The following is a 6,252-nucleotide window of genomic DNA, read 5'->3' as shown; positions in this document are numbered from 1 at the left end:
CGAGCGCCGTCTTCCCCGAGCCTCGCTGGCCCAAGATTAGCGCCACGAACGGCTCTACGAGGATGTCTTCCCACTCGGGCGGGTTCATCGCATAACCACCTTGTCCACGGTCCCGGAGACGTACTCTCCCGGCTCGAACCCGTACAGATCGCGCTTCTTCGCCGGGATAGTGAACTTCCCAGATGGTCCCACCTCCGCGTCCATTACGGCCGCAGCCGACTCGCCTTGAGAGACCTGTACGTCAATGATGGCCCCGTACAACCCATGCTCCCGGAGCAGGTCCCGCGGGAGGGTCACGCGGCCGTCGTCGGACAGTTTACGGCTCTCGAAGTCGGCGTCTATCTCTTCTTCTACAAGTGTTCGTTCGTCAGGCATGGTGTGGTACCCTCTCGGGTAGTGAGACGGAAAACTGTGGCGCGTTACGTAAACCGCTCGCCACAGCCGTCGCAGATCCACTCGCCGTCCCGGCCTCGGAAGTCCCTGACCAGCACGTCAGTCAGGCAGAACGGGCACGGGGGGTACTCCCACGAGCGGCGGTTCCCGTTGGCGGTCACGGGTCGAGATCCAACTCAGCCCGGTGGTCGCACGCCTCGCACTCGTAGTACGCGAGGCCGTCTTCGGAGTCGCCGTTCTCCAGTACGAACGTCCTGTGCGTCTCACACACCGCGCAGGTGGCGGTGAAGAACGCTGGTGCGGTTAGTGACATGGCGTTTGCCCCACTCGGGGCGAAAGACCGCTTACGGCGGTCAGTCGCGGTTAGCCCTCGATGAGGCTGTGGATCTCCTCCTCGCGGTCTTCGTAGCGGTCGCGCTTGTCGCGGACCGACTCGAAGGCGGTGTCCATCGTGACCTGCCCGCCACCCTCCTCCGCAAGCGTGGTCTCCTCGTGGGCCTCCTCGTAGGCGGCTTCCACGTCGTCGGCCACGCCAGCCGGGTTCATCAACAGGTCGTTCGCGCGGCGGTTGTACTGGTCGATCGCCGCCCCGGTGCCCACCTCGCCACGCGCCTCGTGGCTGATAGCGTAGGTCGCGCCCCGGTGAAGCGTCCACCAGTCCGGGTTGAACGGGTCCTCTGCGTTGGCGCGGGCGTTGTCGGCCGCGACCTCCGCGAGGTAGTCAGGGAGACCAGCGTAGGCGTAGAACGCCTCCAGCACGCTGTCGTAGTCGTCTGCGAATCCGTCCGGGAAGTCGGACAGGTCCAGCGTCTCTTCCGACGCCTCGTGGATTACGCGGGAGAGTTGGTCCGTCTTCAGGTCCAACTCCTCCAGCAGGTCCTCGTACATCTGGACCCACTCGACACGCTCGTTCACGTCACCCGCGTGCTTGATGGTCTTGCCCTCGGTGATCTGTCGGATGGAGTTGACGCACTCCCAGTCCATCCCCATCCCGCGCATACGGAGCGCGGTGCCACCGAAGAAGTCCCAGTCGAGTTGGAGGCCGACCACGATCGGCTTGCGGTCCTCGTCCATGCCGGGTGCCTCGACGTGCTTGCCGTCGAAGAACACGTCAGCAGAGACGCGCCCCCCACCCCTCGACACCCGAAACTCACCGAACACGGCGTCGTCTAAGCCCTCGTCACGGAGGACTTCCGTGAGCGGGCGCAGGAACGTCGCCGGGTTGATGATGGAGTAGTCGTCGGTGGGGATGTTGAACAGGGCGCGGTCGCCGTAGACCGTCTCGTCGGGGTCGCCCCCGAAGCCCTCGACCTGCTCTTTCGTGCCGGTGCGGCCCTCGATCTGCTCGGCCACGCTCGGCTCGATGATGGCGTTGTGCTTGCCGGTCTCGATCCAGTCACCCGTAACCGGGTGCTTCCAGCCCGCGGTCGCCTCGGCCGCCCGCGGCAGCGAGTTGATCATCGTGTTAAGGCCCTCGTCGGGCAGGTCACGCTCGATCGGCTGCTCGGTGCCGAAGGTTTCCGAGGCCCACCAGCGGACCGAAGAACCGTGGTCGAGGACTCGTTCGGGCAGGTCGCCGTCGTTGTACCGCGTCAGTCCAGCAAACGGGTAGGTTCCGTCGATGTTGGTTGGGTCGTCCATCGGTAATCAACCCCTCTCGGGGTGTGTGCGGCCGTAGGGGACTCTCAACCATGCGGCCGCACGCAACTACTACCAAGCCCCTTTCGGGGCGTGAGACCGCTTACGGCGGTCAGTCGAGGCTGTCTGGCACCGGGTCGTTCGTGGCCCACCAGTCGGGGACGAGGCCCCGATCAACGAAGTGGTCCGTCAGCGACGAGAGGCCGCCATCGGTCTTCAGCGTGGACAGGTTCACCCGCCGCGTCCGCCGCTGCGGGTCGTCCACGAAGTCGATGTGCGCCCAGATGTCGGTGAACGGCCGCCCGGAGTGGGTCTCCGCCGCCTCACGCTCGATCCCGCGGACGATCACCGGCTCGCCGTAGCAGTAGATCGTCGGGTCGTCAGCGGGCTTCAACCGCGAGGCCATCTCACGGCCGATCTCACGGCGGTCTGACTCGACCCCCGGATACTGCCGGCCCTCGTCGGTGATTTCCCACGCGGTAGCGAGCGTGGCGTCGTCCATCTCCTCGGGGTCGGACTCGTCCCAAATGGTCTCTTTCATGGTAGTGCCCCTCTCAGGGCGAAAACCGGGTGCGGGAAGCACCGCGGTACCACTCCTTCCCCAAAGTGGTGGGCCTCTCGGCCCGTGAGCGGGTAGGCGGTGAGCCTGCTTAACCGTTGAGGACCGCCCGCCCGTGGTCGTTCACGCGGTAGAGGTACTGAAGACCGCCGTTCGAGTTGTGCGCCCGCGCCCTGTCGATAAGCCCCGTATCGGAATAGAGCTTCGAGAGCGTCGAAGACGCAGCCCCCCGATCGGTGTCCAGCGCGTCCGCAACCTCAAACGCCCCGCAAGCCCCGTGGGCGTAGAGGTACCCCAGCACTTCGTACCGCTTGGTCCCTTCGCGCACCGGGGAGATCGAGCCGTCCGCAGACTCCCAGTTGGAGACGCGATCACCGTCGTCGGGGTCTTCGGGCGGCTCGAAGTCTGTGCTGTCGTCGGCCGTGCTGGTGAGGTGGACGCTGATAGCGTCCAGTCCTTGCTCAGACCAGTCTACGGCCGACACCATCTTCGGGACGACCGCCACGGCAGCTTGCCCGCCGCCATCAAGCGTGACGGTACTCTCACCGAACGAGAGGGTCACGGAGATGTCGTCGGGGTCGCTGGCCTCCTCACAGATGGAGAGGATGGAACCAGCGATCGCCGTCGCGGTCTGTCCCGAAACGTCCAGATCGACCTCGGATGTGTCGTCTGACATGGGTTATCAGCCCCTCTCAGGGCACGCGACGGGTTACGCCCGTCAGGCGTCAGACACCCACACGCGGTCGGTGGTAGTGCCGATGTTGAGGTACTTGTGGCCCTCGTCGTCTCGGAAGCCGATCTGGAACCGCTTGCCGTCGTCGGTGGGGTACATCCCACCGCCGCCGTTCTCGAAGGCCGACCCGAGCAACCCCATCGTGGTGTTGCCCACGTCTTCGTCTGGACGGTACGCTTTCGGGATGTGTCGCGTGGTCGCGTCGGGGTTGAGGATCAGGACCATCGTGTCGTCCACCAGCGAGATGAACGCCCGGTACTTGCCGTTGGCCCGGTCGATGATCAGCCACGGGCCGATAACCTCGGCGCCGACCTTCCCCTGACCGATGTCGTCCCACGTCTCGACCATCCGCTCGGCTGCCGTCTCTCCGTACAGGATCGTCTCGTCGTCGGGTTCTGGTGTCTTCATGGTAGTGCCCCTCTCAGGGCGAGGGCCGCCGCCACGGGGGACAAGACCAAACCGTGCGGCGGCGGTGCCCGTTGCCCCTCTCGGGGCGAAAAGACGCGAAGGTGAGAGGGGCGTCTACCCATGTAGTTCATCCCTCTGCGCGGGAGTGTGTGCCTCTGACTGGGCCTTTCGGCCCGCAAAGCGGGTTACGCCCGCTACTCGCTGTCGTCGTCTATCGGCTCCCCGGTCTCCGCCTCCTCCATCGGGTCGAACCGGATCCGGTACTGCGTCCCGGCGATCTCGACCTCGGTCTCGGCCGCCGGCTCGCTACCGGCCTCGGCCGCGACCAGCCCCTCGACCATGCTCCGGGACATCCCCCGGATCTCCTCTAACAGGTCGTAGGCGTCGTCGGCGCCTTCCGCGAGATCGACCACGCCACCACCACCGTAGGTGGAGCCGTGGAGATCATCGAGGGCGTCCTTTGCCGCCTCCTGCTGGCGAAGGATCTCGTCCACAGCGCGTTCAACGCTGTCGATAGCCTCTTGGATTTCTCCGGTGGACGGCCCCCGGTCGAGAGCGTCCAACGCCTCGGTTGCCTTTCCCTCGGTACGCTCGGCGGTGGTCGTTGCGGTCTGGACCGGCTCGTCCGTGTAGTCGTCTTCGTCTAACATGGTAGTGCCCCTCTCGGGGTGCGTCAGCCGCTTACGGCGGCTACTCGTGATTGAACGTGTCTGCGGCCTCCCAGCCGTACCGCTCCGAGTTGGGCTGGAACCAGCGGTGGGCCGACTCGTAGGAGCCGCGCTCCTCGATCAGGGCCGACATCATCACGTCGTCGGCCAGCAGGCGGAACAAGAGGCGCTTGTTTGTCCCGTCAGCACGGTACAGCGCCTCCGCGAGGTCGCCGTCCCACAGAGAGCCGATGAAGTCGCCGGCCTGTTCTACACGGGCCTGTAGCCGCTCAGGTCGCTCCTCAGCAGGCACGCCGTCACAGACGCTGGCGACCTCGTTTGCCACGTAGTTGCGGCCGATCTCCACCGCGTCGGGATCGACGGCCGCGACCATGACGAACAGGTCGTCGGCGCCGGCTTCTCTCGCTGCCGCTAACATCTCGCTGTCGATGGTAAGGGCCATCTCGGTCATGGGTAGTGCCCCTCTCGGGGCGAGACCGGCCGCGTGGCCGGTAGTTACGGGTGGACGTGGCCTAACTCGTCGTCGTTACAGTCGTGTATGATCGCGCCGTCGATGTGGTCAGCGTCCCACACGGTTTCGAGGACAGGGATCGGCTCCTCGCTGCCCTCCTCGATCAGGCCGGCGTCCTCGAAGTCGAAGGCGTCTACGGTCCCGGTCATGTAGTACAGGTCCGGGTGATCGTAGACGCACGACTCCGCGTCGGACCAGCCGCAGTTCTCGCAGTACAGCGAAAACTCGCTCGTCATGGCGTCTACGGCGGAGGCGTGGTAGACTCGCGGGGAGGTGTAGCCGCCCCGGATGTCGCACCCGCCGTGGACTTGGATCATGACGTACTCGCTGTACGGCTTGTCTGCCGGACCGAGGGCCGCGCCCTGTAGGTCCTGTGAGATCGCCCCAAACTCGCTGTTGTACGTGTTGAACGAGAACGTGGAGTGGTCGGTCGGGCCAAACTCGGCCGCGTAGCCGGCCACCACGTTCGCTACCTCCTCCGGCAGCCCGTACTGGTCGGCCAACTCGGGGCCGTAGACGGGGCCGTGTAGCATCTCCGAGAACGCTTCCATCGTGGCGAGCCACGAGGTAGAAGCGTACTCGTCGGAGTAGCCGAAGGCGTACAGGGCCATCTCTAAGTCGAGTGCGCGGCGGTCGCGGTCGAGGCGACGGCTCATGTGGTTGTAGACGTTCTCAACCACGAAGCTGCCGTACACCTCGTAGGCAGGCTGCTCCCACGGTGGGTTCTCCTGATTCTCCTCCCAGTTGCGGCCGTAGTGGCCGCCGCTGTCGAGGAGGTGCCGTCCGGTGTTTTCGGTTAGCTGCGACCGGATCACCTCGTCGGCGTCGGTCGTCGCCATCGGGACGGACTTGCTGCCGCTGTCAGAGAAGCCCTCAACGAGCGCGTTCACGACTTGCTGTAGGTCGTCTGTGGTCATGGGTTGTGCCCCTCTCGGGGCTGTCTTCGACACCGGGGCGTATCCGTGGACCGCGTGGGTGGCGCAAGAGCGCCCCGCTGGCCTTTCAGCCAGCCGGCCGGTGGGCCGGCGTTTGGAAGCGCCGGACTTCCCCTACGGTGTCGGCCCCTCTCGGGGCGAAAAGCCGCTTACGGCGGCTACACGTACTCAGGGTCTACCAGATCCTCCTCGTGGACCATCATGGTATCACCGTGTTCGATCTCGTCGCCCGACTCCCGGAACATCACCTCGCGGTAGCCGTCGCCGTGGTCCACCAACTCGGCCGCCTCAAGCACGGCCCCGCCCTGAAACGCGACGTGGACGGTCATGTCTGGGCAGCTATCGGGGTGGCACACCCCGTCATAGTGGAGGAGCGTCTGCCACTCGATCTGCCGGAGGCAGTTGCC

Annotated in this window: 10 protein-coding genes; all 10 read right to left on the bottom strand. The window is 65.5% G+C overall.

From position 1 onward, the window contains the following. Positions 1-84 precede the first annotated feature (84 nt). On the bottom strand, positions 85-375 hold the full coding sequence (locus Q0116_RS08745; RefSeq protein ID WP_297886990.1) for a hypothetical protein: 291 nt from the start codon (positions 373-375) through the stop codon (positions 85-87). Between the two features lie 175 nt (positions 376-550). Further along, entirely contained in the window at positions 551-706 is a 156-nt protein-coding gene (locus Q0116_RS08740) for a hypothetical protein (protein ID WP_297886989.1), read from the bottom strand. A 50-nt stretch (positions 707-756) separates the two neighbouring features. Next, a complete protein-coding gene (locus Q0116_RS08735) occupies positions 757-2,034 on the bottom strand; it encodes a hypothetical protein (RefSeq protein WP_297886987.1) in 1,278 nt (425 codons plus the stop codon). A gap of 109 nt (positions 2,035-2,143) precedes the next feature. Beyond that, complete coding sequence (locus Q0116_RS08730; RefSeq protein WP_297886985.1) at positions 2,144-2,572, bottom strand: hypothetical protein; 429 nt, start codon at positions 2,570-2,572, stop codon at positions 2,144-2,146. A 109-nt stretch (positions 2,573-2,681) separates the two neighbouring features. Further along, positions 2,682-3,266 (bottom strand): hypothetical protein, encoded by a 585-nt coding sequence (locus tag Q0116_RS08725; protein WP_297886984.1) that lies wholly within the window; start codon positions 3,264-3,266, stop codon positions 2,682-2,684. Positions 3,267-3,308: 42 nt separating this feature from the next. Beyond that, positions 3,309-3,731, bottom strand: coding sequence for a hypothetical protein (locus Q0116_RS08720; protein ID WP_297886982.1), 423 nt, complete (start codon positions 3,729-3,731; stop codon positions 3,309-3,311). A 194-nt stretch (positions 3,732-3,925) separates the two neighbouring features. Then, entirely contained in the window at positions 3,926-4,381 is a 456-nt protein-coding gene (locus Q0116_RS08715) for a hypothetical protein (RefSeq protein ID WP_297886980.1), read from the bottom strand. Positions 4,382-4,421: 40 nt separating this feature from the next. Then, entirely contained in the window at positions 4,422-4,841 is a 420-nt protein-coding gene (locus Q0116_RS08710) for a hypothetical protein (RefSeq protein ID WP_297886978.1), read from the bottom strand. 53 nt (positions 4,842-4,894) lie between these two features. Next, positions 4,895-5,800, bottom strand: a complete 906-nt coding sequence (locus Q0116_RS08705; RefSeq protein WP_297886976.1) for a hypothetical protein — start codon at positions 5,798-5,800, stop codon at positions 4,895-4,897. Between the two features lie 203 nt (positions 5,801-6,003). After that, positions 6,004-6,252 (bottom strand): hypothetical protein (locus tag Q0116_RS08700; protein ID WP_297886974.1); only part of this gene is annotated, 249 nt, incomplete at its 5' end.

The organism is uncultured Halorubrum sp., assembly GCF_937146585.1.
Taxonomy (GTDB): Archaea; Halobacteriota; Halobacteria; order Halobacteriales; family Haloferacaceae; genus Halorubrum; species Halorubrum miltondacostae.
The sequence above is the reverse complement of the archived record's forward strand: the minus strand, read 5'-3'. Positions and strand labels throughout refer to the sequence as shown.